The sequence below is a fragment of the Bradyrhizobium sp. Kon56 genome, from assembly GCF_055807635.1.
The window spans coordinates 149,945-171,109 of sequence record NZ_JBVVOU010000015.1; the positions used below are offsets into that span (position 1 = coordinate 149,945).

The 21,165-nt window shown below is 64.2% G+C and carries 18 protein-coding genes, 1 tRNA gene and 2 pseudogenes; 5 read left to right on the forward strand and 16 right to left on the reverse strand.

Annotated elements, in window-relative coordinates; genetic code table 11:
* Positions 1-280 precede the first annotated feature (280 nt).
* Both AC0L3B_RS23475 and AC0L3B_RS23480 read left to right on the forward strand, forming a co-directional pair.
* A complete protein-coding gene (locus AC0L3B_RS23475; RefSeq protein ID WP_018457823.1) occupies positions 281-1,462 on the forward strand; it encodes a bifunctional 2-C-methyl-D-erythritol 4-phosphate cytidylyltransferase/2-C-methyl-D-erythritol 2,4-cyclodiphosphate synthase in 1,182 nt (393 codons plus the stop codon).
* Positions 1,463-1,465: 3 nt separating this feature from the next.
* Positions 1,466-2,065, forward strand: coding sequence for a CinA family protein (locus tag AC0L3B_RS23480; RefSeq protein WP_018457822.1), 600 nt, complete (start codon positions 1,466-1,468; stop codon positions 2,063-2,065).
* Positions 2,066-2,218: 153 nt separating this feature from the next.
* On the opposite strand, the pseudogene AC0L3B_RS23485 reads toward AC0L3B_RS23480, so the two are convergent.
* Positions 2,219-2,312: pseudogene (locus tag AC0L3B_RS23485) on the reverse strand (mechanosensitive ion channel family protein); the annotation flags it as partial.
* Between AC0L3B_RS23485 and AC0L3B_RS23490 the strand changes: the two are divergent.
* Positions 2,294-2,407 (forward strand): annotated as a pseudogene (locus tag AC0L3B_RS23490) (c-type cytochrome); the annotation flags it as partial. The pseudogenes AC0L3B_RS23485 and AC0L3B_RS23490 overlap by 19 nt on opposite strands.
* Before the next feature lie 141 nt (positions 2,408-2,548).
* On the opposite strand, the gene AC0L3B_RS23495 reads toward AC0L3B_RS23490, so the two are convergent.
* A complete protein-coding gene (locus AC0L3B_RS23495; protein ID WP_018457820.1) occupies positions 2,549-3,019 on the reverse strand; it encodes a type II toxin-antitoxin system RatA family toxin in 471 nt (156 codons plus the stop codon).
* 6 nt (positions 3,020-3,025) lie between these two features.
* Entirely contained in the window at positions 3,026-3,982 is a 957-nt protein-coding gene (lipA, locus tag AC0L3B_RS23500; RefSeq protein ID WP_007591147.1) for a lipoyl synthase, read from the reverse strand.
* A 130-nt stretch (positions 3,983-4,112) separates the two neighbouring features.
* On the opposite strand from lipA, the gene AC0L3B_RS23505 reads away from it, so the two are divergent.
* Positions 4,113-4,715, forward strand: a complete 603-nt coding sequence (locus tag AC0L3B_RS23505) for a DNA-3-methyladenine glycosylase (RefSeq protein WP_085349818.1) — start codon at positions 4,113-4,115, stop codon at positions 4,713-4,715.
* Between the two features lie 2 nt (positions 4,716-4,717).
* Here the strand turns inward: AC0L3B_RS23505 and AC0L3B_RS23510 are convergent, their stop codons facing one another.
* The 13 genes from AC0L3B_RS23510 to AC0L3B_RS23570 all read right to left on the reverse strand — a co-directional run bounded on the left by AC0L3B_RS23510 (position 4,718) and on the right by AC0L3B_RS23570 (position 20,637).
* Entirely contained in the window at positions 4,718-7,594 is a 2,877-nt protein-coding gene (locus AC0L3B_RS23510; RefSeq protein ID WP_085349819.1) for a valine--tRNA ligase, read from the reverse strand.
* Positions 7,595-7,735: 141 nt separating this feature from the next.
* Positions 7,736-8,509 (reverse strand): PopZ family protein, encoded by a 774-nt coding sequence (locus tag AC0L3B_RS23515; protein ID WP_085385239.1) that lies wholly within the window; start codon positions 8,507-8,509, stop codon positions 7,736-7,738.
* 306 nt (positions 8,510-8,815) lie between these two features.
* The gene (locus AC0L3B_RS23520; RefSeq protein ID WP_018457815.1) at positions 8,816-10,207 is read right to left on the reverse strand and encodes a TolC family outer membrane protein; all 1,392 of its coding nucleotides are present in this window, start codon (positions 10,205-10,207) and stop codon (positions 8,816-8,818) included.
* 203 nt (positions 10,208-10,410) lie between these two features.
* Positions 10,411-11,073 (reverse strand): protein-L-isoaspartate O-methyltransferase family protein, encoded by a 663-nt coding sequence (locus AC0L3B_RS23525; RefSeq protein ID WP_247390607.1) that lies wholly within the window; start codon positions 11,071-11,073, stop codon positions 10,411-10,413.
* A 136-nt stretch (positions 11,074-11,209) separates the two neighbouring features.
* Positions 11,210-11,389 carry a hypothetical protein gene (locus AC0L3B_RS23530; RefSeq protein WP_026233446.1) on the reverse strand — a complete coding sequence of 60 codons (180 nt, stop codon included), beginning with the start codon at positions 11,387-11,389 and terminating at the stop codon, positions 11,210-11,212.
* Between the two features lie 176 nt (positions 11,390-11,565).
* A tRNA-Asn gene (locus tag AC0L3B_RS23535) sits at positions 11,566-11,640 on the reverse strand.
* Between the two features lie 133 nt (positions 11,641-11,773).
* On the reverse strand, positions 11,774-12,142 hold the full coding sequence (locus AC0L3B_RS23540) for a hypothetical protein (RefSeq protein WP_085349822.1): 369 nt from the start codon (positions 12,140-12,142) through the stop codon (positions 11,774-11,776).
* A 975-nt stretch (positions 12,143-13,117) separates the two neighbouring features.
* Positions 13,118-13,501 carry a RidA family protein gene (locus AC0L3B_RS23545; RefSeq protein ID WP_026233445.1) on the reverse strand — a complete coding sequence of 128 codons (384 nt, stop codon included), beginning with the start codon at positions 13,499-13,501 and terminating at the stop codon, positions 13,118-13,120.
* A 16-nt stretch (positions 13,502-13,517) separates the two neighbouring features.
* Entirely contained in the window at positions 13,518-15,851 is a 2,334-nt protein-coding gene (locus AC0L3B_RS23550) for an acetamidase/formamidase family protein (RefSeq protein ID WP_018457810.1), read from the reverse strand.
* Between the two features lie 259 nt (positions 15,852-16,110).
* Positions 16,111-17,352: an acetamidase/formamidase family protein gene (locus AC0L3B_RS23555; protein ID WP_018457809.1), complete on the reverse strand. Its 1,242-nt coding sequence runs from the start codon at positions 17,350-17,352 to the stop codon at positions 16,111-16,113.
* 49 nt (positions 17,353-17,401) lie between these two features.
* Entirely contained in the window at positions 17,402-19,024 is a 1,623-nt protein-coding gene (locus AC0L3B_RS23560; RefSeq protein WP_247368441.1) for an amino acid ABC transporter permease/ATP-binding protein, read from the reverse strand.
* Positions 19,024-19,941: an ABC transporter substrate-binding protein gene (locus tag AC0L3B_RS23565; protein WP_247296780.1), complete on the reverse strand. Its 918-nt coding sequence runs from the start codon at positions 19,939-19,941 to the stop codon at positions 19,024-19,026. Before AC0L3B_RS23565 ends, AC0L3B_RS23560 begins: the two co-directional genes overlap by 1 nt.
* Before the next feature lie 432 nt (positions 19,942-20,373).
* Positions 20,374-20,637 (reverse strand): hypothetical protein, encoded by a 264-nt coding sequence (locus AC0L3B_RS23570; RefSeq protein WP_473381113.1) that lies wholly within the window; start codon positions 20,635-20,637, stop codon positions 20,374-20,376.
* A 256-nt stretch (positions 20,638-20,893) separates the two neighbouring features.
* On the opposite strand from AC0L3B_RS23570, the gene AC0L3B_RS23575 reads away from it, so the two are divergent.
* Positions 20,894-21,106 carry a hypothetical protein gene (locus AC0L3B_RS23575; protein WP_085349828.1) on the forward strand — a complete coding sequence of 71 codons (213 nt, stop codon included), beginning with the start codon at positions 20,894-20,896 and terminating at the stop codon, positions 21,104-21,106.
* Positions 21,107-21,165: the final 59 nt, after the last annotated feature.

Sequence of the window (21,165 nt, forward strand, 5' to 3'; positions counted from 1 at the left end):
TGGCTTAGAGCCTGATACTACCGAGCCGGTCACAGGGGTCTCGTTGCGTTGGCAGCACCTCATCGCGCCTGCCATGACCTATCTTGCGCACAATTCTTGTGCAGTCAAGCGTCATGCCTACAGTTTAGACAGTTCTGCAAATCTTTCAAGTGCAGTGCAGCAAAATGCTGTTTCCCACAATCCGGGAAACCCCCTTTTATTGCGGGCCTGCCGTGCTAGAGGCATGCGGCGATCACCCCACCCCCGACTCTCTTCATCACCAAATGAGTATTTGAGTCCTATGGCGAAATCACAGCGCACCGCAGTCGTCCTCGTCGCTGCCGGACGCGGCCTGCGCGCAGGCGCCGGTGGCCCCAAGCAATATCGCGAGATCGGCGGCGTGCCGGTGATCTATCGCGCCATGGAGGCCTTCAGCCGTCATGCGGACGTGTTCGCAGTTCAGCCAGTCGTGAACCCGGACGACAGCGCCATGTTCACGGCGGCGGTCGCAGGGCTCGGCCACGAGGCGCCGGTCAATGGCGGCGCGACCCGGCAGGCCTCGGTGCTCGCCGGTCTCGAAGCGCTCGCCAGGCACAAGCCCGACATCGTCCTGATCCACGACGCCGCGCGACCCTTCGTTTCGGAAGGCGTGATCACCCGCGCGATCGATGCGGCCAGCCGCACCGGCGCGGCGATCCCCGTCGTTCCCGTCACCGACACCATCAAGATCACCGGCGAGAATGACAATGTCGAGGACACGCCGGACCGGGCGCGGTTGCGAATTGCGCAGACGCCGCAATCCTTTCGTTTCGACGTCATCCTCGAAGCGCATCGTCGCGCGGCCAAGGACAGGCGCAGCGATTTCACCGACGATGCCGCGATTGCCGAATGGGCGGGATTGACGGTTGCAACCTTTGAAGGCGATGTTGCCAATATGAAGCTCACCACTCCCGAGGATTTCGTGCGCGAGGAAGCGCGGCTGGCAAGCCTGCTCGGCGACATCAGGACCGGCACGGGCTACGACGTCCACGCCTTCGGCGAGGGCGACCATCTCATGATATGCGGCGTGCGCGTGCCGCACACCAAAGGCTTCCTGGCCCATTCCGACGGCGATGTCGGCCTGCATGCGCTGGTCGACGCCATCCTGGGCGCGCTCGCTGACGGCGACATCGGATCCCACTTTCCGCCCAGCGACGCGAAGTGGAAAGGCGCCTCCTCCGACCAGTTTTTGCAATACGCCATCGAGCGCGTCACCCAGCGCGGCGGCCGCATCGCCAATCTCGAGGTGACCATGATCTGCGAGCGGCCGAAGATCGGCCCTTTGCGCGAGACCATGCGCGCGCGCATCGCCGAGATTTCCGGCGTCGACATCTCCCGCGTCGCGGTCAAGGCGACCACCAGCGAGCGGCTCGGCTTCACCGGCCGCGAGGAAGGCATCGCGGCCACCGCGAGCGCCACCATCCGTCTGCCCTGGAGTGTCTAGGCCATGGCCGGCAGCGACGCACGCGCCCTCTCCCGCTCGCTGCTCGATTTGTGCCGGATGCGCAAGCTGACGATCGCGACCGCGGAATCCTGCACCGGCGGCCTGGTTGCCGGTGCGCTGACCGACATCCCCGGCTCTTCCGACGTCATCGATCGCGGCTTCGTCACCTATTCCAACGACGCCAAGCGCGCGATGCTCGGCGTCGAGGTAAGCACGCTCACCAATTTCGGCGCCGTCAGCAGGGAGACGGCAACAGCCATGGCGGTCGGCGCGCTGGAGCGTGCCGGCGTCGATCTTGCAGTCGCTATCACCGGCATTGCCGGCCCCGGCGGCGCCACGCCCGGCAAGCCGGTTGGCCTCGTGCATTTCGCCGCCGCCGCGCGCGACGGACGCATCGTCCATCGCGAGCATCGCTTTGGCGCCATCGGCCGCACCGCCGTGCGTCAGCGCTCCGTGGTCGAGGCGCTGCGCATGCTGATGGATCTCGCCCGCGGCCCGCAAGTTACGGCCAAGCCGAAACGTGCCGCCGCAGTAACCCGCCTGCGCCCGCGCGTGACACGATCACCGCGCCGGCACGCGGTGAAGCGCAGGCCGCCGCGCTGACCGCGGGGGTGAGATCCCTCACGCAGCCGCGAGTTAAGCACTCACGTGATCGAGCACGCACTGCTTGATCGCGCTGTGATTGACGATGGCTGCGCCCCACACCAGCCCGTAGAGACTTGACCTTTCCCGCCATGCAGGTGACCTCGACGTCATTGCCGATGTGGAAGGGTCGAAACAGCAGCAGCATGACGCCGGCGGCGATGTTGGAGAGTGGGCCCTGTAATGCCAGACCAACGGCGAGAGATGCGCAACATTGCCCGTGCGATGACGCCGCTGGAGATCGAGCAGGCCGCTGCGTATTATGCCTCGCAGCCGCCGGATGTCGTGAAGGCGGTGGATTGAAATTTTGGCACGCCTGCCTTCCCCATCGTCATTGCGAGCGCAGCGAAGCAATCCAGAGTCTCTCCGCAGAGGGATTCTGGATTGCTTCGTCGCAAGGGCTCTTCGCAATGAAGGAGGAGAGAGCGTGCCCGTCCGCAACCACTACGACGACACCAGCTTCCGCCGTCCGTAGATCGCATCCGCCCGCTTCTCGAAGGCGATGGAAAATCGCGCGAACGCGGCGTCGAACATCGAGCCCATCAGGAGCGCCAGCATGCGGCTCTTGAACTCGTAGGCAAGGAAGAAGCCGACATCGCAAACGCTCTCGCCTTTGGGCTCGAACGTCCAACGGTTTTCCAGATTGCTGAAGGGACCTTGCAGATATTCGACCAGGATCTTCAAATTGGCGCGGTCGAGCGTCACGCGGCTGGTGAAGGATTCCCTGACCAGCTTGAACGACACCGTCATGTCCGCGACCAGCACCTCGGTGCCGTCGGGTTTCGCCATGCGCTGACGGACCTTCAGCGCACTGCACAGCGGCACGAATTCCGGGTAGCGCTCGACGTCAGCGACCAGATCAAACATCTCGGACGCGCTGTGATCGACACGACGCTTGCTCGAAAAATTGGGCATGGCGATTCAGCGGGCGCTTGCTGCCCGCGCGGCCTTCAGTTTCGCAAAATCCTCGCCGGCATGATGCGACGAACGGGTGAGCGGGCTCGCAGACACCATCAGGAAACCCTTGGTGTAGGCGACCTTCTCGTAGGACGAAAACTCGTCCGGCGGCACGTAGCGCATCACGGCGTGATGCTTGCGGGTCGGCTGGAGATATTGCCCGATGGTCAGGAAATCGACGTCGGCGGAACGCAGATCGTCCATCACCTGCTGCACCTCGTGGCGCTCCTCGCCGAGGCCGACCATGATGCCGGACTTGGTGAAGATGGTGGGATCGAGCTCCTTGACCCGCTGCAACAGCCGGATCGAATGGAAATAGCGCGCGCCCGGCCGCACCGTGAGATAGCACGACGGCACGGTCTCGAGATTGTGGTTGAACACGTCGGGCTTCGCCGCGACGACGACCTCCAGCGCCCCCTCCTTGCGCAGGAAGTCGGGCGTCAGGATCTCGATCGTGGTCGAGGGGCACGCGGCGCGGATCGCGCGGATGGTCTGGGCGAAATGCTCGGCGCCGCCGTCAGTGAGATCGTCGCGGTCCACGGAGGTGATGACGACATGGGCAAGGCCGAGCTTGGCCACAGCCTCGCCGACGTTCTGCGGCTCGGCCGCGTCAAGTGCATTCGGCATGCCGGTCTTGACGTTGCAGAAGGCACAGGCGCGGGTGCAGGTGTCGCCCATGATCATGAAGGTCGCGTGCTTCTTGTCCCAGCACTCGCCGATATTCGGGCAGCCCGCCTCCTCGCACACCGTATGCAGGCCGTTGGCGCGCACGATGTTGCGCGTGTCGGCATAGCCGCGGGTGTTGGGCGCGCGTACGCGGATCCAGTCCGGCTTCGGCGGCGAAGCGGAATCGGGCCGGTTCACCTTTTCGGGGTGACGTGGGCGCAGCGGGTTCGAGATGGTATCGACGATAACGACCATGGGGTGTCCGGTCTGACCAAGTCCTACCTAGTCGGTCTGGCCGGGCATCGCAACCCGGCTCGCACCGCTTCAGGGAACATGGCAGATATGGGCAATATCCTGCTCTGTTCTCTGGCGATTCTCACCTCGAATGGCTCCAGTCTCGAAGACCTCTACTCCTCGGCTCGGCAAAGCCCTGAAGCGTACCTTTTTCGCGCGCAGCGTCCACGAGGTCGCGCCCGATCTGATCGGTGCGACCATGCTGGTCAACGGCGTTGGCGGGATCATCGTCGAGGTCGAGGCCTATCATCATACCGAGCCGGCGGCGCACTCCTACAATGGCCCGACGCCGCGGAACCAGGTGATGTTCGGCCCGCCCGGCTTTGCCTATGTCTACCGCTCCTACGGCATCCACTGGTGTGTGAACTTCGTCTGCGAGGAAGAAGGCTCGGCCAGCGCCGTGCTGATCCGCGCGCTGGAGCCGACCCACGGAATCGCCGCGATGCGGCGGCGCCGCCATCTCCAGGATTTGCACACGTTGTGCTCGGGCCCGGGCAAGCTGACCGAAGCGCTCGGCATCACCATCGCGCACAATGCCTTGCCGCTCGACCGTCCGCCGATCGCGCTGCATGCGCGGACGGAGGACGTCGAGGTGGCGGCCGGCATCCGGATCGGCATCACCAAGGCGGTCGAGCTGCCCTGGCGCTATGGTGTCAGGGGCTCGAAATTCCTCAGCAAGCCGTTTCCGAAATAAGCTTACGACGCCTGCTTGAGCCGCTCCAGCGCCTCGAGCAGCTTGGCCTTGCGGGCGAGCGCGGCCTCGCGCTTCTCGCGCTCCTCCTCGACGACCTCCTCGGCCGCGTTGGCCACGAATTTCTCGTTGGCCAGTTTGGACTCGGCACGCTTGATGTCGGCGTCGGCCTTCCCGATCTCCTTGTCCAGACGCGTGCGCTCGGCGACGACGTCAATCACGCCCTTCAGCGGCAGCGCGGCCACCTCGCCGCGCACCAGGAGCTGGACCGCGCCGTCGGGCGCACGGTCGGCGAAGGAGATGTCCGACAGCCGCGCCATGCGCTTGATGACGTCGCTCCAGCGCGGCGCGCGCTCCTTCGTCTCGGCCGAGGCGCCTGCGAGCACCAGCGCCGTGAGGGTCGCCGGCGGGATGTTCATCTCGGCGCGCACCGAACGGATCTGCGTGACAAGGTCAATGACCCAGCCGATCTCGGCCTCGGCCGCGGGATCGGTGAAGTCGGCATGGTCGAAGATCGGCAGCACCCAAACCGGCGAGACGAGCGCGTCGGTCGGCCCCGTCGTCGCCGCGAGCATCGCAAGCTGCTCCGGCGTCGGCCCGGCCGGCTTCAGCGGCCACGGTGCCAGCGCGAGCAGACCGTCGCGCTTGGCCGTCACCTCCCACAGCTCCTCGGTGATGAAGGGCATGAAGGGGTGCAGCAGTTTCAGGATCTCGTCGCGCGCCCATGCCACCATGGCGCGGGTCTCGGCCTTGGCAGGGCTGTCGGGGCCGAGTAGCACGGGTTTTGCGAGCTCGAGATACCAGTCGCAATAGACGTTCCACACGAAGCGGTAGATGCTGCCGGCGGCGTCATTGAAGCGATAGGCCTCGATCGCCTCGGTCACCTCGCGCGTGGTGTGCGCACTCTCATGTGCGATCCAGCGGTTCAGCGTCTCTTTGACCTTCGCCGGCTCGAAGCCTTCGGGCACGGCGCAATGGTTCATCTCCGCAAAGCGCGACGCATTCCAGAGCTTGGTCGCGAAATTGCGATAGCCCTCGACGCGGCTGGTGGCGAGCTTGATGTCGCGCCCCTGCGCGGCCATCGCGGCCAGCGTGAAGCGCAGCGCGTCCGCACCATATTGGTCGATCAGGCTGAGCGGATCGATGACGTTGCCCTTCGACTTCGACATCTTGGCGCCCTTCTCGTCGCGGACGAGGGCGTGGATGTAGATCGTCGAGAACGGCACCTCCTTCATGAAGTGCAGCCCCATCATCATCATGCGGGCGACCCAGAAGAAGATGATGTCGAAGCCCGTCACCAGTGCGTTGGTCGGGTAGTAGCGCTGCACTTCCGGCGCGTCTGCGGGCCAGCCGAGGGTCGAGAATGGCCACAGCGCCGAGGAGAACCAGGTGTCGAGCACGTCCTCGTCGCGCGTGATGAAGCCGTCACGCTTGTTGCGGTCGAGCGCCATCTCGCGGCCCTGCTCGACCGTGATGACTTCCTGCTCGACGTAATAGCCGAGGGCGTGGCTGACGGCCTCCTCCTCGGTCTCGGCGACGAACACCTTGCCATCAGGACCGTACCAGGCCGGGATCTGGTGGCCCCACCAGAGCTGGCGCGAGATGCACCAGGGCTGGATGTTCTCCATCCACTCGAAATAGGTTTTTTCCCAGTTCTTTGGCACGAAGGTGGTTTCGCCCGAACGCACGGCGGCCATCGCGGGCTTCGCCAGCGTCTTGGCGTCGACATACCATTGGTCGGTCAGATAGGGCTCGATCACCGTGCCGGAGCGGTCGCCATGCGGCACCATGTGGGTGTGAGGTTCGATCCGCTCGACGAAACCGAACGATTCCAGTCGCTCGACGATGCGCTTGCGCGCTGCAAAGCGATCGAGCTTGTTGAACTCCTCGGCGAACTGCGAGGCACCTTCCGGCAGGTCGCGCAGATAATCCTCGTTGTCGAGGAGATCGAGGCAACCTTCCTTGTCGATGACGCTGATTCGGGCGAGGCCGTGGCGATTGCCGACCTCGAAATCGTTGAAGTCGTGCGCCGGCGTCACCTTGACCGCGCCCGAGCCCTTCTCCGGATCGGAATAATCGTCGGCGACGATCTGGATCTTGCGGCCGACCAGCGGCAGGATCACGTTCTTGCCGACCAGCTTCTGATAGCGCTCGTCGTCGGGATGCACGGCCACCCCGGTATCGCCGAGCATGGTCTCCGGGCGCGTGGTGGCAACGACGATGAAGCTCGAGGGATCCTCGGGGCTGAAGATCTTGCCCTCGATCGGATAGCGCAGGTACCAGAGGCTACCCTTGACCTCGGTCTGCTGCACTTCGAGATCGGAGATCGCGGTGAGCAGCTTGGTGTCCCAGTTCACCAGCCGCTTGTCCTTGTAGATCAGGCCGTCGCGGTGCAGCTCGACGAACACCTTGACCACGGCCTTGGACAGGCCCTCGTCCATGGTGAAGCGTTCGCGCGACCAGTCGCAGGAGGCGCCGAGCCGCTTGAGTTGGTTGATGATGGTGTCGCCGCTCTCGGCCTTCCACTGCCAGACCCGCTCCAGAAACTTCTCGCGGCCCATCTCGCGACGGCTGGGCTGCTGGCGCTCCATCAGCTGCCGCTCCACCACCATCTGGGTGGCGATGCCGGCATGGTCGGTGCCGGGCTGCCACAGCACGTCGCGACCGCGCATGCGCTCGAACCGGCACAGGATGTCCTGGAGCGTGTTGTTGAGGGCGTGGCCCATGTGCAGCGAGCCCGTCACGTTCGGCGGCGGGATCACGATGGTAAAGGGCACAGCGTCGCGGCGGTCTGGGCGGCCGGCCTTGAAGGCAAGGCTGTCCTCCCACACGACGGACATGCGGGCTTCGATATCGGCGGGCTGGTAATTTTTCTCGATCATGGCGCTGTTAGAAAGCCGCGCACGGGGTCCAAGTCAACGGACAAGTCAACGGAAAGCCAGGCGGCAACAGGGCTTTCCGGTCCGGTCGGGAAACAGAATATGACCCACAAGCAGGGCTTTATGAGGGCTCTGCGGCCCGATCTACCTGCCGCCGCGCGATACCCGCTCGATTTCGGCCTTCACGATGCGTTCGACCAGGCCCGGCAAATTGTCGTCCAGCCAGGATTTCAGCATCGGACGCAGCATCTCCTTGACCAGATCCTCCAGAGTTCGCGCATTGCTGCTGAGCACCGTGTGGGCCAGGGAATTGAAGGCGGATTCGACCGCGGAGACCGTCGATTGCGCCAGCATCGGCTGTTGGGGCGGCAGCGGCGGCGCATCGAAGTCCACGGGCGCATAGGATGCCGGCGTCGGACGCGGCGCCGGCGATTCGGCGAATTCGAGATCGTCGCGCGGCTCGACCTTGCGGAAGCTCGGCGGCGGCGGAGGCGGCGTCGGCTCCATCGCCAGCGCCATATCGTCGGTCAATTCCAGCACGTCGGGCTCAGGTTCGGGCTCCGGCTCGGGAGCACGGATTTCCGGCGCGGGCGTGGCTGCGTCGAGCCCCGCCAGCAGCGCGTCGATATCGTCCTGATTGTTGGATGCATCCACCTCGGGTGCGGCGGCCGGCGGCGCTGCCGGCTTTGCGGCCGGAGCCGGTGCCGGCTTTTCGGCGGCCGGTTTGGGCGGCGCGACCTTGGATGGCGGAATATCGTTGATCGCCTGCGGCTTCGGTGACGCGGCGGGGGCGGCAGCTTTCTCGGGCTTAGCGGCATCCGCCGGCGGCGGCTTGGCCTCATCGTCGGCAATGATGCGCCGGATCGAGGCCAGAATCTCCTCCATCGAGGGTTCTGTGACCTTTGCAGGCTGCGTCATCTCCGACTCCACATCATCAACGCCCTCGCATGCGTTGTTTTACACCAAGCACGACAGGATTGGCCGGTTCCGGATGGGTGGCCCGACATTTTCGTCACGGCAGCCCGACTTGTCCCCAGATGACAGCTCAACGTGCAGCGGTGCGCCCCTGCCCTCGGCACTCATGCTTTACGCACACGGCATCGGATGCAGAGCGAATCGACCCGCATCCTTCTTGGCAAGGCTACGTCAGGGATTTTGCTGATTGCAAGCAAAGCACCGGTCGGCTTCGGCTATTTGCGAGGCCGACCGGATGATTACGGGACTCTAGCGTCCGTCTGGCGTGCGTACGCCGGCCCAGCTGTCGCGGACCTGATGGTAGTGCACGCTGGGATCGTAGACAGTGGTGTTGAGGCCGAGGACTTGCGGCGCGAGACGACCGACCGCGTTGAGCACCGAATAGGACGCCACCACGCGGTCATGCTGGGCAGTGACGAGCGCCACGCGCGCGTTGACCAGCGCCTGCTGCGCGTTGAGCACGTCCAGCGTGGTGCGCTGGCCGGCCTTGGCTTCCTCGCGCACACCGTTCAGCGCGATCTCGGAGGCCGTAACCTGCGCCTGCGCAGACTGCACCTGCGCCTTGCCGGCTTCCAACTGGCCCCAGGCCTGCACGACGTTGGCGCGGGTCTGATCGCGTGTGGTTTCAAGATTCAGGCGCTGCTGCGCCAAGTTCTCTTTCGATTGGCGGATCAGCGCATATTCAGCGCCGCCCTGATAGATCGGCACCGAGGCGGTCGCGATGGCGGAAGCGGTGGTCGTTCGGAAGACCGTCAGGGTCTGCTGGTACGACTGGGTGATGCCAGCCTGAACCGTGAGGGTCGGCAGCAGCGCGCCTTCGTTGATCTTGACCTGGAGATAATTGACGTCGATGCCGAACATCGATGCCGTGACGTTGGGGTTCTCCACCAGGCTGAGACCGACGGCGGAGGCGAGCGTCCCGGGCAGGAAACGATCGACCGGCGAGCCCGGCGCAAGGTTCGTCGGCTCGTTGCCGATGATCCGGCGGAAATTGGCACGCGTCGTCGTGAGATTCGATTCGGCCGTCAGGGCCTGGGTCCTGCCTGCCGCGAGCTGCGCTTCGGATTGCGCCACGTCCGTGCGCGTCACCTCGCCGACATTGAACCGATCGCGCGTTTGCTTGAGCGTCTGTTCGAGGACGCGCACATTGCTGCGCTGAACTTCGAGTGTGGCGGAGTCACGAAGATAATCCATGTAGCTGGTCGCAGCCTGCAGCAGGACCGTCTGCTCGAGCACACGCAACGCCTCGCGGGATCCCGAGACCTGGCTTTCCGCCACGCGCGTCCTGTTGGCGGTCTGATTGCCGTTATAGAGCGTCTGGTTGATGGTCAGGCTGGCGCTATTGGGCTGAAGGGGCGGGTCGCTATGGATCGGCACAGCCTTCTGCGTCTGCTGAATATCCTGATATTGATAGCCGGTGCTGAGGTTGATCCCGACCTTGGGCCGATAGCCCGACAGCGCTTGCGGCACGTTCTCGTCAGTCGAGCGCACCTGGGCGCGCTGCGCGTTGAGCTGCGGATTGTTCTGATAAGCGCGCACCAGCGCAGCCTCGATCGTATCCGCCAAGGCAGGCGTCGGCGCGGCAAGCGCCAGCAGCAGGACCGAAACCGCTGCTCCGGTGAAGAGCTTCACCCCATGCATCCAAAAATTCCGTTCATTCTAACGCCCGGCTCGTGCCCGCGAGCTGGGTTACCGTCTACGAGTGGAGTCGTTGCCCCGCCGCAACATAGGACGCGGTCAAGCGCGACGGAACTACCTGAGGGGTGTTCTCGGTGGAAACTCTTCACGTGCAGCATCCCGGCCACACTTCTGATTCAGAACGGGATTTTAACGGGCCAAAGCCATCAGAAGACGAAGGCGGCGGCCCGTTCCAGCCCCGGAAGGACCGGGGCTGCGGCATCGAACAGCGCCCGATGGCCGAATTCGCCGTGGGTATGGGTCACGATCATCGCTCGCGGCGGCCTGGATTCGGCCGAGACCCCCACCAGGCGCCCCCCCTCCTTGAGCTGCCCGAGCAGCCCTGCCGGGGTCACCTCGGTGGCGCCGTTGAGGACGATCACATCATAGGGACCTGCGGCGGCATCCCCCTCGGTGCAGGCCGCGGCCTTGCAGGCCACGTTGGCCAACCCGAGGGCGGCGAAGGCGTCGTTGGCCTTTGCCGCCAGGCCCGAATCGCATTCCGTCGCGATGACTTTGCGCGCGAGCTTGGCGGTCAGCGCAGCGAGATAGCCCGTGGCGCAGCCGACGACCAGCACGTCGTCATCCTCGCCGATCTCGGCGGCCTGGAGCAGCTTGCCGGTCAGCTGCGGCTTGATCAGGAACCGCTTGGCGCCTCCCTCGCCGACGTCGAGATCGAGGTCGAGATACGCCAACGCCTGCCGGCTGGCGGGCACGAAAGCCTCGCGCGGAACCGTGAGCATGGCGTCGAGAACACGACGGTCGGTGACGTCACTGGTGCGCACCTGGCCATCGACCATTTTTAGGCGCGCCGTCGAGAAAACGGACATTTGCGGACCCTGCAAGGCGGACGATGCCGCGGACGAAAGTTGGCGGCATCTTTGGAACAGGCCCTGCGAAAACGCAACATGGCTTTGGCCCGCAAACCGGGCCCTTCCGCAACTCGCAACGTCGAGGGTGAGCCGCCTATTCGATCGTGACCGCGAGGCGGCCGATCAATGCGGCGACTTCGTCCAGCCGTGCCGAATCGTGGGTCTCGACCGCCCGCGCCAGACAGGCGAGGCATTCGTCGTCGCTGAGTTCGGGGATGTCCGCCGGCAGAATGGAGGGGGCCAGCGGGAAACGGTCGACCTGGATGTCTCGCATGGGAATCAGCTCCGTAAAGGACCGGCCTCTGGAAGCTCGATTTCAATTGAGTCGTTTTGGCGTCACCAGGGAGGATGCCGGCTCGCGACGGTACACATCTAATTGAGGATCTGCCGCAACGAGATCGCACGCCAGATCAGAGTCTGGGCCCAAGTTGCTGAAAATGAAGCGGAATTTGGCTCCCCGGGCTGGATTCGAACCAGCGACCATCCGATTAACAGTCGGATGCTCTACCGCTGAGCTACCGAGGAAAGGGCGAACCTGTCGTTCGCGCGCGGCTGCGTATAACAAAGCCGCTTGCGCTTGCAAAGGACGAATTCGCTATGTGGCACATTGCGGCGAGGAAGGGCACGCGGCCCCTCCTCCGCCTGGCCTCAGGTCAAGTTACTCGGCGACGAACGAAGTGGTCTTGGTGCCGGAATCGTAGCGCAGCCGGAGTGCCGTGAACTTGCAGAGGTTGACGTTCTTCCAGAGCACGGTCTCGTCATAGTTCTGCCAGTCGACGCGGACGTTCCAGACGCATCCTTCGTCGTCATCGTCGAACTCGACATAGGTGCTCGCCTGGTTCTGCAAAACCTTGTCCAGCTCGTTGTCCCATTCGTCCATGCCATCGTCCGGGGCGTTGAAGCCCAGGAATTTGATGGCATAGCCGGTCTCGTTGACGACAGTGACGTTGCGGGCGTCAGCCGCGTACGAAGGCGCGGCGGCAATCGATAGACCGACCGCGATCAGTGCAGACAGAAAATACTTCATATGAAATTCCCCCGATCGAAACGGGCTTTCGGTGCCTGACGTCGATCGGCGCAGGCGCCGCGGCAACCAATGGCGTTGCCTCGAAGGATTCGTCGGAGGCGCAATCGAAAGGTGCAAGACGCGATCGATCCGCCTCCGGCTCTCTGCACGACGCGAGACGCGCAGCGAGCCAATTCTTATCGATTCGAATTCTCCGCAGCAATGAACCGGCATTCATAGATCGCGGGGTTTGTTGTCTCCGGCGCGGGCGCCCGGCACCGCGCGAATATGATTCTTGTCGCAGACACAGCTTCGCGCCCTCGCGGCTTGGCTCGCCCGAGCTTTGCTTTGTTTCGTACACCCTCCTCGTCAGAGGGCGCAGGGAAGACCGGGTGCCGGCTGGCACCCACGGTCCACTGTGCGAAGGTTGAACTACAAGATTCTGCACAGCGGCATGCAGGTGAAGCCCAACACACGGCCTTCCCTGCGCAGTGGTTTTACGGCTTATGCCGAGCTCTCCTCGGGGAGCGATGCACTATTGCCCCCGTCGCCTTGCGGATGGCTGATGCTGCGTGCCCGGTCGGGCAGCGACATCACCACAAGGCTTGACGCACAGACCCCGGGCGTCAGGACGACACGGTTTTGCCGTACGCTAATAGCACCGGTCGTGTGCGCGACGCCTTCGCTCACGGTTGCCCGCCCTGCAAAGCCCTTCGCGCCGATGTGACTAGCGTCCACCGCAGCTCACCCCGCGTTCGTGACGATCGCGATACGCCCCGCTGACAGGGATGAGGTGGCGACTGAATACGCCAAAGTCGAATTTCGGTAAAGTAGAATATTTTCGCGCGAGCGGATTGACCCGTCCTTTGGGTGTTTTGCCCGTCGGGCAACGCAAGGGCTTGTAGCCCGGATGAAGCGAAGCGTAATCCGGGGCCCTGTATCCGTTAAACGAATCCCGGATTGCGCTTCGCTCCATCCGGGCTACGGATCATCTCCTCACGGCCGGCGGCAGACCAGGTCGATCTCGATCAGCGCGTCGTAGGCAAGCCCGGTGACACCGACGCAGGTGCGGGCCGGCAGGCGGTCGGGCGGAAAGAACGCGCGATAAGTCTCGTTCATCGCGGTGTAGTCTTCCTTGAAACGCGTGAGATAGATGCGTGTCATCACGACGTGCTCGAAACCGAGATCGAGGCCCGCCAACACCACCTTCAAATTCTCCATCACCGCCCTCGTCTGCGCCACGATGCCCTCCGGCAGCACGCCCGGGATTTGCGGCGTGTCCGGCATCTGGCCGGTGACAAAGACAAAACCGTCGGTCTCCACCGCGTGGCTGAAGGGCGCGACCGGCTTGGGTCCGCCGCTGATCATGTGGAATTTCACTGGAGTATCCTTCGGTTTAAGGCGCGTCCAGAAACAGGCGCTTGCTGATGATCGCGTGCACGCCCCAATTGCCGTCGACCACCTGCGTGACGCCGAAGTCGACGGCGGCCGACATCAGCGCGATCGCCTCGTCCTCGCTCAACCCCTTCACGTTCATCAGGAAGCGTCGCATCTTGCGAAACGCATCTTTCATGGCGAGATCGAGCGAGGACTTTGCGTAAACCTCGCTCTGGCCCTGAGCGCCGAACTCGGCGAGGTAGTTGGGATGGCTGAATCCGGTCAGGACCCAATCAGATTCGGTCTCGATCAGGGGATAAGAGAGATCGGCGAAGGGTTGGCCGGAGAGGTCGGCCTTCTTGTGCAGGATCACCTCGAAGGTTCCGGTCATCGAGCATTCAATCGCGGTGCCGCTCAATTCGCCGTCGCCTTGCGTGGCATGGGGATCGCCGACCGATAACAATGCGCCGGGAACGGAGACCGGAAGATAGACGGTCGCCCCCTTCCCCAAGCGCCAATTGTCGAGATTGCCGCCGAAATAGGACGGCGGCACGGAGTCGATGAAATCGACCTCGCGCGGCGCCACCGCGATCACGCCGAAATGCGGGCGCAAGGGAATGCGGATGCCGTCGAGCACGGCGTGGCGGCGCTTCACGGTGCCGGGCAAGACCGGAACGCCGGGATAGTCGTAGGTGGCGTGCACCACGCCAAACGGGTCGGTCTGCGGCTCCCAGCGGTAGGAATACAGCGCGCGGGCATGCGGCGCATCGGTATCGTCCAGGATTTCGTAGATCGTCACGACCTCGCGCGGCTTCGGTCCTGAAAGAAATTCGTCGTAATGATAGCCCCACCAGGCCGCGACCGAGGAGCCGAACACGCGCCCTGAATGTTTCGGATGACGACTTGTGCGCGGTACGATGTCGAGGATCCGGACTTCCAGCACGTCGCCGGGCTGGGCGTCCTTCACCGACACGGGCCCCGTGCAGATGTGCACGCCAAAGCCTTCGCCGGCGCCGCGCCCGAATATGCTGGCATCCATCGGACCCGCGCCGCGGCGATCCACGTTCTTCCTCGCCTTGGTCCAACCGAATACACTTTCGGCGGCGGTATCGCCCGCGATCATCAGCTCAGGATCATCGGAGGCATGCTGCGTTAGCGTTTCGATCGTGATCGTATCACCCGAATTGATCTCGAGCTGCGGCTGTAACGCGCGACTGAAATATCCCCAATGAACACGGTGGGCTTCGATCGGAAGATGATGATGCTTGCGTTCGGCCGTTCTCGGCTCGTCGATGTCGGTTCGGGCGAGATTGCCGCGCGCCTCGGCGCTCGCCGGGTGCACGCGAAGCTGCGCCAGCGCATCCTGCGGCCAGCCGCGCTGACCGGCTATCCCCTGCTGGGTCGTCGCCCGCTCCGCTTCCTGCTGGCGAAACTCGCGCGGCGGCAGCCCGAAGCGATGGCGGAAGGCGCGGCTGAAATGCGCGGAATCGCCAAACCCATAGGCGTAGGCGATCTCCGAGATTGAGCGATGCGCCTCGGACGGATTGGACAGATCGGCCCAGGCGCGCTGCAGCCGCCGCTCGCGAACGTAATGAGTAAAGTTGTCGCCGACCGTCTCGAACAGCTTTTGCAGATAGCGCTCGGAAATCCCTTCGGCCTGCGCGACGCGCGCCGGCACCAGTCCGGGATCGTCGAGGCGGCGTTCGATGGTCTGGCAGATCCGGTGCAGGAGTGCCGACTGCGTCGCGCTCGATCCGGCGTCGGACGTCGAAGCCGCCAATTGATGGGCGAGTGTCAGCAGCAGATCGACGAGCGACTGCGTGACCGCATTCCATTCGGCATCGCTCAGCGTGTCGAGCGTGCGCGCGGTCGCGTCCATCAAGCGCGCGAAGACATCGGCAAAGCCGCTGGGCGGAACGACCCTGGGTTCGCCGAGCCGCGGCCTGCCCGAGAGGCGGCCGTGCAGCGCCTCCGAGGTCACCGACAGCACGACGGCGCGCATGTCGCGCTGGAATACGATGCTCCAGTCCCCGCTCCGCGGCAGCAGCACGAGATGGCCCACCGGAACGATGCGATGGCCGGCGGCGCTCTTGAGCACCATGCCGTCCTCGACCGGCATCAGCGCAATCGGCAGGTCTTCGTTGGCCTGCGGACGCGGACCGATGGTCTGGGCGCCGGCCGCCATGCGCGTCAGCGCAACGCCTGCGGCGTGGCGATGTGACGCCGTTGCGTGCCCATCCAGGAAGCAATGGCCTGCCGCCGGCTGCAGGCCGACCGCGGCGAGCACGTCCCGCCAGGCTTCGGGGCGGTCGTCTTGAGCGTAGGACTCGCTCGTGAAAGGACGGAAGCTCATCGGATCGACCCAGATTGCAGTGGATCGAAGCAACCTCTGTGCCAGACGAACGTGGTCATCCGTCGCAGCGAGGGGCCGCAAATGACGGTCTTTTGTCACGTCCTCATCCTGGAAATGAGCTGTTCTTCAAAGTGTTGGAGCGCGATGTCAACGTCGAGCACGATGTGTAGCCTGGATGGAGCGAAGCGTAATCCGGGGGCCTTTTGAGTCCGGCGTGACAAACCCGGATTGCGTTGCGCTCCATCCGGGCTACGGCCCATCAGTCGCACCGAAAGATGTTTTTGCGGATCGTGCCGTGAACTCCCCAATTGGCATCGACCACCTGGGTGACGCCGAAATCGGCGCCGACCGATAGCAGCGAAATCGCCTCGTCCTCGCTCAAACCGTGCACGGTCATCAGGAACCTCCTGAGCTTGCGGAACGCATCGCGCATCGCACGGTCGAGACTCGAGTGGTTGGCAATCTCGGTCTGTGCGTCGGCGCCGAGCGCGGCGAGGTAGTTCGGATAGGTGAAGCCGTAGAACGACCACGCCTGATCGGTCTCCAGCATCGGATGATCGAGACCTTCGAGGCTGGTGCCGGCGAGATCGGCCTTCTTGTGCAGGACGAACTCGAAATCGCCGGTCAGCGAGGTTTCGATCGCGGTGCCGCCAAGCTCGCTGTCGCCTTGCGCGGCGTGGGGATCGCCGACCGAGAAATAGGCGCCGGGGATCGCGACCGGATAGAACATCCGCGCCCCCTTGCCGATGCGCCAGTCGTCGATGTTGCCGCCGGTATAGCTCGGCGGGATCGAGCTGACGAAATCGGCCTCCGACGGCGCGAGCCCCATGGTGCCAAAATGCAGCCGTGCCGGCACCCTGACGCTTGTGAGGATGTTCTCGCGCTTCTTGATGGTGGCGTGATCGACGCGCACGCCGGGATAATCGATGGTCGGATGCACGATGCCGTCGGGGTCGGTCTGGGGCGTCCAGACGTAGTTGTAGACCGCTTTGGCGCAGGGCTCGCCTGACGTGTCGAGCTCGAAGATGGTGACGACCTCGCGCGGCTTCGGCTCCTCGATCAGATCGTGATAGTGAAAGCCCCAATTGGCGGCGATGTTGGAGCCGAAGCAGCGCCCGGCATGACAGGCGCTGCAGCTCGGCCGCGGCCGGATATCGAGGATGCGCACTTCGAGGATGTCGCCGGGTTCGGCGCCTTCGATCGCGACCGGACCGGTGAGGAGATGCACGCCGATCCCCTCGCCTGCTCCGCGGATGAACGGGCCTTCGGTCGGGCCCGAACCGCGCCGCCCGACGGCCTTGTGCTCGCGCGTCCATTGGAACACGCTCTCGGCGCCGGGATCACCCTGGATCATGCGCTCGTAGTCATCATTGGCGTGATGGGTCAGCGTCTCGATGGTGGCGCGATCGCCCGAGCGCAGGGTCAGGGCCGGCGCGACCTTCTTGGAGAAATAGCCCCAGTGGACGGTCTTCGGCGAAACCGGCAGCGTGACATGCTTCATGAGGTGGCCTCTTCTGGAAACGCGGTCTTGAACGGTGTGGGTGCGGCTCTCATCGCACCACCTCCGGAGTCTTGTCGGCTTCCATCACGCTGAGGAAACGCGCGGTCAGCGGATTGCGCGGGTTGGAGAGCACCTCGTGAGCCGGCCCCTCCTCGATGATCGTGCCGCCGCTCAGGAACGCGACGCGGTCGGCGACCTCGTCCGCGAAGCGGATCTGGTGCGTCGAGATGATCATGGTGAGGCCGTCATCGACGGCGAGACGCCGGATCACTTCCAGCACCTCGCTCACGAGCTCGGGATCCAGCGCCGAGGTCGGCTCGTCCAAGAGTAGCACGCTGGGGTTCGGTGCGAGCGCTCGGGCGATCGCGACGCGCTGCTGCTGGCCGCCGGAGAGATGCCGCGGCAGCGCGTCGGCTCGGTGCGACAGCCCGACCCGCTCGAGCAGCTCGGCGGCGCGGCGATCGGCATCGATGCGGGTCATGCCGTGCACCCAGCGCAAGGGCCCGGCGATGTTCTCCTTGGCCGAGAGATGGGCGAACAAATTGAATTGCTGGAACACCATGCCGACGCCCACGCTTGCCCGCTCATTGGCGATCGCGCGGGGCGGCAGCAGCTTGCCGTCGTCGCCAAAACCGAGGCGGCGGCCGCCGACACGCACCGTGCCTCCGTCCCAGCTTTCGAGATGATTGATGCAGCGGAGCAGCGTGCTCTTGCCGGAGCCGCTGGGCCCGAGCAGCGCGAGGACCTCGCCGACGCGCACCGTAAGATCGAGGCCGCCAAGCACCTTTTGCGCGCCGTAGCTCTTGGTGAGGTCCTTGGTCTCGACCGCGATGTTGTTGCGTGAAATCGTCGCCGCGCGCCGGGTGCGTTCCTCGCGGGTCAAGGCCGGCGGCGGCGTGTCGGTGAGATCAGCCTGTCCAGGCACTTGGACGTCGACGGTCGCTGCGGCAAGTTCGAGCTTGGTGGCGAGATCGACGCGGCGCCAGGGTAGATAATCGGCGAGCTTGCGCTGGCGACCTTTGGTGCGATCGAGATCGAGCAACCATTCGACGAAAAGCTGGATGATGCTGATGGCAAAGGTCAGCACCAGGTACAGCAGGCCCGAGGCGAAGAAGATCGAGAAGAAGTCAAAGGTCGAGGACGCAAGCTGGGTCGAGCGCAGGGTCAGCTCCTGGACCGCGACCACGGAGGCGAGCGACGAATTCTTCAGCGCACTCACGGCCTCGTTCCCGAAGGCCGGGATCATGGTCCGGATCGCCTGCGGCGCGATCACCCGCCACATCAGGATCCGCGGCGTCATGCCGAGCGCCTGGCCGGCCGTCACCTGCCCGCGATCGACGCCGAGCACGCCGGCGCGCAGCATCTCGGCGATGAACGGCGCCTCGTTGCAGGCCAGCGCAAGGCCGGCGGCCAGCACTGCCGGCAGCTTGATGCCGATATGCGGCAACGCGTCGTAGGCGAACACCATCTGCAGGATCAGCGGCGTGCCGCGGAAGATCACGGTGTAGGCCCTGGCGATCGCCGCCAGCAGCCAGAAGCGGGAGAGCTGCATGCCGGCGAGGATCAATCCAAGGATCAATCCGCCGCCGAGCCCGAGGGCAGTCACCTCGAGGGTGAGCTCGATGCCCTCGAGCAGATACGGCATGCTCAGGTAATGGAGGAACAGCGACATCAATCGGCCGTCAGAACGTCAGGCTCCTTGAAGTTGTTCACATCGAGCCCATGCTTCTTCAGAAGCTCCATATGCGTGCCGGCCTTCTGCACTTCGATCAGGGCTGCGAGCACGGCGTCGCGGAATTTCGGCTTGTCCTTCGGAACGCCGATTCCGACGGAATACGGGATCGTCACCGCGGTCGCCTTCTCCAGCTTGTCCGGATAGGCCTTCACCGCGCTGTCGACGGTGTTGACGTCGTTGACATAGGTGTCGGCACGACCGGCAAGAATCGCCTGGATGCAGTTGGCGTTGTTGTCGTAGAGCTGGATGGTCGGCTCGGCCTTGCCGGCCTTCTTGCACTCGGGCATCAGCGCCTGGATCAGCGGCACCTCGACATAGCCGGTGTTTTCGGCGGCAGCCGCGCCGCACATCGACATATTGATGCCGTTGATGCCCTTCGGATTCCCCTTGGCGACCAGCACGCCGTCGAACACTTTCGAATAGGTGATGAAGTCGGCGGCCTTGGCGCGCTCCTTGGTGGCGTAGATGTCGGAAATCACGATGTCGGCTTGTCCCGCGGCCAGCGTCGTCAGGAGCGCCGCGAACGTCACCGGCTTGTAGGTCAACTTGAAGCCGAGGCATTCGCCGATGGCTTCGCCGAGATCGATGTCGAAGCCGATATACTTGCTCGGATCCTTCGGATCGATGGTCTCATAGCCCGGCGTGTGCGGGTTGATGGCGTTGACGAGGGTCTTGCCCTTCCAGTCCGGATATTTGTCCTGGAGCGCGGCGCAGGCCGCAGGCGCCGCAGCCTGAGCGCTCAGGGGCGCGGCTGCCAGCGCGCCGAAAGTGACCGCGGCGCCGAGCGCGGCCTTGTGCCAAGACAGCGATGCACGTGCGTTCCCCCGCGCCTGGGGCAATACGGGTCTCTCCATCTCCAGCTCCTTCGAATTGTCATGGCAATGGCCATGTTCCAGATCGCGGAAGCGAGCCTAGGAGGAGAGCGGACCGGAAAGCTTGTCCGCGGGCGTACAAAAAATTGGATGGAGGGAGCCCGCCATTTGGGCAGGCAGCTGCTCAAAAACTGTTCGTGAATGCGGGACGCTGTAGCGCGCAATTCCGAATTCGGGGAAACCACATGATCTTGCGTGACGCCGCGATCTGCACGATCAGCGAATCATGCGGTGAGGTCATTTGACAGAGATATGACAATCAAAGGACGCATCTGCGGCCGACATCCGAAGCACTTCCCCCGCCGTCCCCAGCCTGTCCGCAGCATACCCACAGGTGTATCCACAGGACGACTATGCCGGATTCGCCTGCCCGCGCGAGCCACTTGCTGCGCACAAACCCACAGGGCCGGTATGTCAGCCGCCGGCCTGATCGAACACGATGCGGCAAGCCCCACTCAAGCTTGGCCTGTTACGGCGCAGGCAGGCCGTGATGGCGCGGACGTTGGGGATTTCGCCGGCGCAGAGCCGGTAGACGTCGGGGGTACAGGCCCGGCGCTGCTCGGGTGTTCCCTGCTGCGCATGGGCGGCGGAGGCAAACAGCGTCAGGAACAGCCCGACCGTCGAGGCCCGGCGCGCCCGGCTTTTCACGCCCGCAAATCGCAAGAACCGCGCCTTCATGACCAGTCTCCCGTCTGCTTTGCCCGACCGGCCTGTATTGGCCGGTGTGCAAAGGGGTAGGAGAAATAAACAGCGAAAGATGGGACATCCTTCACACTGCGGGCACCCCGGCAGGAACCTAAGTTTCCCAACGCGATTTCATCAATCGCTAACCAATCGGGACCCGATTGGCGGATCGTTAAAATGCGATCGATCGGCTCAACCGGGAAACAAACCGGCTTTGCGATATTGCGCCATCCGCGGTCCGGAGGGTGTGATGAGCGAAGCCGAATTCAACTTGCTGCTGGATGCCGTCCAGGACGCCATGGTCCATGAAGATCTGGCGTTCGTGCCGGGGGAGGATTTCGTGCCGCGCTCGTGGACGTATTACGCGAAGCCCAACGCCTCCGCGAAGCCCAAGGCCGCCAATGACAATGAGGGCGCCTGGCCCCTGGTGCCTTTCCCGGACGGCTGGTACGCGGCCTGCTGAAGCCAATTTCACCGTGAGCCGACGCGCCCGCGCTCCGCGGGCGTTTTGCTATGGCAGCT

Excerpts from the sequence above, each read along its gene's own strand:
- AC0L3B_RS23555 (WP_018457809.1), bottom strand. The coding sequence starts at position 17,352 with ATGAAGCATGTCACGCTGCCGGTTTCGCCGAAGACCGTCCACTGGGGC.
- AC0L3B_RS23505 (WP_085349818.1), top strand. The coding sequence starts at position 4,113 with ATGGCTCCAGTCTCGAAGACCTCTACTCCTCGGCTCGGCAAAGCCCTG.
- AC0L3B_RS23480 (WP_018457822.1), top strand. The coding sequence starts at position 1,466 with ATGGCCGGCAGCGACGCACGCGCCCTCTCCCGCTCGCTGCTCGATTTG.
- AC0L3B_RS23560 (WP_247368441.1), bottom strand. The coding sequence starts at position 19,024 with ATGTCGCTGTTCCTCCATTACCTGAGCATGCCGTATCTGCTCGAGGGC.
- AC0L3B_RS23550 (WP_018457810.1), bottom strand. The coding sequence starts at position 15,851 with ATGAGCTTCCGTCCTTTCACGAGCGAGTCCTACGCTCAAGACGACCGC.
- AC0L3B_RS23570 (WP_473381113.1), bottom strand. The coding sequence starts at position 20,637 with ATGAAGGCGCGGTTCTTGCGATTTGCGGGCGTGAAAAGCCGGGCGCGC.
- AC0L3B_RS23515 (WP_085385239.1), bottom strand. The coding sequence starts at position 8,509 with ATGACGCAGCCTGCAAAGGTCACAGAACCCTCGATGGAGGAGATTCTG.
- AC0L3B_RS23525 (WP_247390607.1), bottom strand. The coding sequence starts at position 11,073 with ATGTCCGTTTTCTCGACGGCGCGCCTAAAAATGGTCGATGGCCAGGTG.
- AC0L3B_RS23565 (WP_247296780.1), bottom strand. The coding sequence starts at position 19,941 with ATGGAGAGACCCGTATTGCCCCAGGCGCGGGGGAACGCACGTGCATCG.
- AC0L3B_RS23540 (WP_085349822.1), bottom strand. The coding sequence starts at position 12,142 with ATGAAGTATTTTCTGTCTGCACTGATCGCGGTCGGTCTATCGATTGCC.
- AC0L3B_RS23475 (WP_018457823.1), top strand. The coding sequence starts at position 281 with ATGGCGAAATCACAGCGCACCGCAGTCGTCCTCGTCGCTGCCGGACGC.
- lipA (WP_007591147.1), bottom strand. The coding sequence starts at position 3,982 with ATGGTCGTTATCGTCGATACCATCTCGAACCCGCTGCGCCCACGTCAC.
- AC0L3B_RS23510 (WP_085349819.1), bottom strand. The coding sequence starts at position 7,594 with ATGATCGAGAAAAATTACCAGCCCGCCGATATCGAAGCCCGCATGTCC.
- AC0L3B_RS23575 (WP_085349828.1), top strand. The coding sequence starts at position 20,894 with ATGAGCGAAGCCGAATTCAACTTGCTGCTGGATGCCGTCCAGGACGCC.
- AC0L3B_RS23495 (WP_018457820.1), bottom strand. The coding sequence starts at position 3,019 with ATGCCCAATTTTTCGAGCAAGCGTCGTGTCGATCACAGCGCGTCCGAG.
- AC0L3B_RS23520 (WP_018457815.1), bottom strand. The coding sequence starts at position 10,207 with ATGCATGGGGTGAAGCTCTTCACCGGAGCAGCGGTTTCGGTCCTGCTG.
- AC0L3B_RS23530 (WP_026233446.1), bottom strand. The coding sequence starts at position 11,389 with ATGCGAGACATCCAGGTCGACCGTTTCCCGCTGGCCCCCTCCATTCTG.